Annotated in this window: 5 protein-coding genes; all 5 read right to left on the bottom strand. The window is 53.5% G+C overall.

Annotation, left to right across the window (positions count from 1 at the left end; all coding sequences use genetic code 11):
* Positions 1-360, bottom strand: a 360-nt coding sequence (locus FJY67_11755; GenBank protein MBM3330124.1) for a hypothetical protein, incomplete at its 3' end; no start/stop codon positions are given.
* 59 nt (positions 361-419) lie between these two features.
* Entirely contained in the window at positions 420-632 is a 213-nt protein-coding gene (locus FJY67_11750) for a hypothetical protein (protein MBM3330123.1), read from the bottom strand.
* Complete coding sequence (locus FJY67_11745; protein MBM3330122.1) at positions 614-1,108, bottom strand: hypothetical protein; 495 nt, start codon at positions 1,106-1,108, stop codon at positions 614-616. Before FJY67_11745 ends, FJY67_11750 begins: the two co-directional genes overlap by 19 nt.
* Before the next feature lie 6 nt (positions 1,109-1,114).
* A complete protein-coding gene (locus FJY67_11740; GenBank protein ID MBM3330121.1) occupies positions 1,115-1,996 on the bottom strand; it encodes a hypothetical protein in 882 nt (293 codons plus the stop codon).
* A complete protein-coding gene (locus FJY67_11735; GenBank protein MBM3330120.1) occupies positions 1,983-2,663 on the bottom strand; it encodes a hypothetical protein in 681 nt (226 codons plus the stop codon). Before FJY67_11735 ends, FJY67_11740 begins: the two co-directional genes overlap by 14 nt.
* Between the last annotated feature and the right edge of the window lie 453 nt (positions 2,664-3,116).

Genomic DNA, 3,116 nt, shown 5'->3' with positions numbered 1-3,116 from the left:
CATCACCCCCATCACCGCGGCGGGACCGGAAACGAATTCTCCCGGGTGGGTGGTTTCGATCAGCGCAATTTCTGCAAGTTCAACTGTGAACTCGCCGGGGGTAGAACGTTTACGATCGACACCGTAGTGCAATCCCTTGCCGGTCAATGTCTGGTGGTCATCACTCAAGTGCCAGGCCTTAAAGACATAGATGTCCCCGGCCTTCATATGGCACTTGACGAATCCGACAATGCCGTCAGAGTTGACGAAATCGCTCGTTTCGATTATCCTCGGTTGCCATATGGTCGCTGTGCATCCTGCAAGATGCAGTAGCGACAATAGCAACGCCAGTGGTCGACCGTGCTTCAGAATCGCGATCATTCTGCCTCCCGGCCGTCTATTATTGAGTAGAGCATTCAGGTTACGGCCGTTAGTTCTCATCAACCTGCTTCACCAGAAGATTCGTTATCGCCGATCTCCCAAACCTTTACCTTGATTCCCCGTGCTTTGAGAATAGGCTCGGCTATTCGCTGCAGTTCAACCACAATGCGGACCTTTTCCTCTATTGGCAGCGCTGCCAGACTCTTACGACGGCGAGCTTTATCCTTGAAGATATCTTCTTTTGACACCAACTTCATTGCCATTGCATCCATCTCACCAACAGGTTGTGGCGCAGAATGACCTGTTCCAAATACTCTTGATCATGCTCCGTTTCATCAAGAAGTCTTCCGACCCGGTCACGATCCTTGTTACGGCCGGTCTTTAGGGCAATAGCAATCAAGTGCTCTACTCGAAAAACCCGCACCATGGTCGTTCCATAAGCCTTCCATTGCGCTTCATCAAGCGCCTCACCAAGCAGGTCGTCATCAACGGGCAAAAACTGAACCGGTATGCCTTCGATGAGCACCGCTTCGCCAGCGGGTTGATAGCCTCGTTGGCTCAAGGCGTCATAGACCGTCGTCAAAACTACCAGGCCCGAGTCATTGATTTCAAGTTCGCAGAATAGATCGAGATCAAATGTGGTCAGCGGTTCAGAATAGAACAGCGCTCCCATGGCGCCGCCTATGGCATAGCGTTTGATGATGCCTTCTCGTTCCAGTTCATTGATGACCTGTAATGTCCGTTCCATCTGGTCTTACCCCACTCGCGCCTTCTTCTCCCTTGAGCGCTGGATAAAGAAAGCAACATTGCCCACCACTACGAAGAAGATGATCACCAGGTGCGCAATCGTCTGCGGGCCCATACTGCGGACTGCCACCATACTTGTTTCGCGATATTTCGGATAAGCGCGGACGATAGCCGCCTCATATTCGGCTGCGCCTTGGAGGCCGCCCATCAAGCCAAGCAACTGCCGGGGGTAGTATGGATAGAGCAACGGCGCTTCGACGGCGGTTACGCCGCCGGCTACCGGGATGTTGCCGCGATCGCCGGCAAACTGCACCCATTCTTTAAGGCCTGGCTTTCCTGAAGCCGCCGAGAGGATAAGGTCAAAGTCGCGCAGCCCGTTCACACTCGCCATAATCGGGAAGGTATTAATGTCACGTCCGGTTACGTCGGTAGTAAACATCCCCTTGATGTCATTGAAGATGGCGTTGATTAACCCTTGATTACCGGCTTTGTAGCCGAGGTGTATCCAATCGACGCCGTTCTCCCGGTCGGGAAACTCGCCCCGAATGACGCGATCGATCGTGACGTTGGCCTGAGCTTCGCCGGTCGCCCAAACGGCCATCAGATAGACCTTATGCCCCTTTATCAGGCAGTGGCGGGTCATCGCGTCAGCCATCGGCTGGTTTTCAGGCACAGTCGAGGGACCGTAATCGAATGAAATCAGCACCTTCGAGCCGGGCGGCAGGGATTCGACCTTGTCGAAGATCGCTTCGACGATTGGCGATGGCCGGACGACAAAGACGAGGTTCAGAGCCATAGGTATTGCAACCGCGAGGGCAATCAAAATGAAGATCACCCGGCGATCGATGCGCATTAAACGGTCGAGGAAGCCAGTTTTACTTTTCCCCACCGAGGTACCCCCTTTCGATGCCAAGGATGAGTTTAAGCGAGGTCGCGATGATGCCGAGGGCGATGCCGATCATGATCGCGCGCTGCCCGGCCAGATTGGGTCCGGATAGTATCCACGCCGAGAGGTTGGGAATGTGCAGGAACTGGAGCGGATCGGGCAGCCAGAAAGTGAGGTAGTAGCCGAGCGGCGTCCGGCCGACGAGGATAATGAACGCGGCTACCAGCAGGATTGTCGCTTCACGCGTCTTGGCGCGGAACGCCCGGTAGGATGCCGAGGCGACAAAGAAGGCAAGGAGGCTGAACATCGTCGCCGTAAGCGGGGTAAAGACCGCATCGTAGATCACCTTAAACCAGGTGCCCTCGGCGATGTAGTTGCCTTTCAAGCCGGGATCGCCACCGATCTTGCCCAGGCCGATGACCAAGGTCGCGAGGAATCCGACCAACGTCACGACCGAGAACCATTTGTCGGGGTGCCGCCGGGTGATCCGGTCCACATGCACCTGCAAGAGGTTCCCGCCGCCGAGGACGAAGGCGAAGACCGCGATTATGTCGAACCACCGGCTGAACTCGGCGTCGAGTTCGGGGAATGGCTCCCGCGGGATAAAGAGCGCCACCACCAGCGCTATGCCGATAATGAAGGTGATGAATAAAGGGATTTCGCGACGCATATTGGCTTGTTTTACGCTTTTACTTGCGAGTACTCTGTTATCGAAATTCTGTCCCCATCCTTCCGATTGCCTGGAGGATCGAGAAGCGAAATTAGGAATGCTTCCAACATCACAATTAATCCATTTGCAGGAATATGGGTTGCAGTAAGTAAATTACCGTTCGAGTCAACCGGCTTCAATGCAATGAATGAAAAGAGCGTCCAACCTTTCACATCCTTTGTGTGAGACCTCAACCGTGAACCGAGCGCATCTTCTGTTGTTCTTCCTACATATTAACAGGTGCATAATATAGTAGGATATTGATATGATTTTTCGTATATTGATTGAATTGTATTGTCTTGTCAACGTGTTTACAATCAAGCAGCTTTTGGAGCCGCGATAAGTCGTTCTGCTGGGGTGCAGCCGTTTAGTCTATAGCCCTGATGCGGGCGGTTACAGTTATACTCGTTCATG

This window comes from Calditrichota bacterium (assembly GCA_016867835.1).
Taxonomy (GTDB): Bacteria; Electryoneota; AABM5-125-24; order Hatepunaeales; family Hatepunaeaceae; genus VGIQ01.
Note: the sequence above shows the minus strand (reverse complement) of the source record. Positions and strands in the feature narration are given on the sequence as shown.

What these genes read in the sequence shown, in the direction of transcription:
- FJY67_11735 (MBM3330120.1), bottom strand. Translation starts at nt 2,663, where the DNA reads ATGCGTCGCGAAATCCCTTTATTCATCACCTTCATTATCGGCATAGCG.
- FJY67_11745 (MBM3330122.1), bottom strand. Translation starts at nt 1,108, where the DNA reads ATGGAACGGACATTACAGGTCATCAATGAACTGGAACGAGAAGGCATC.
- FJY67_11750 (MBM3330123.1), bottom strand. Translation starts at nt 632, where the DNA reads ATGGATGCAATGGCAATGAAGTTGGTGTCAAAAGAAGATATCTTCAAG.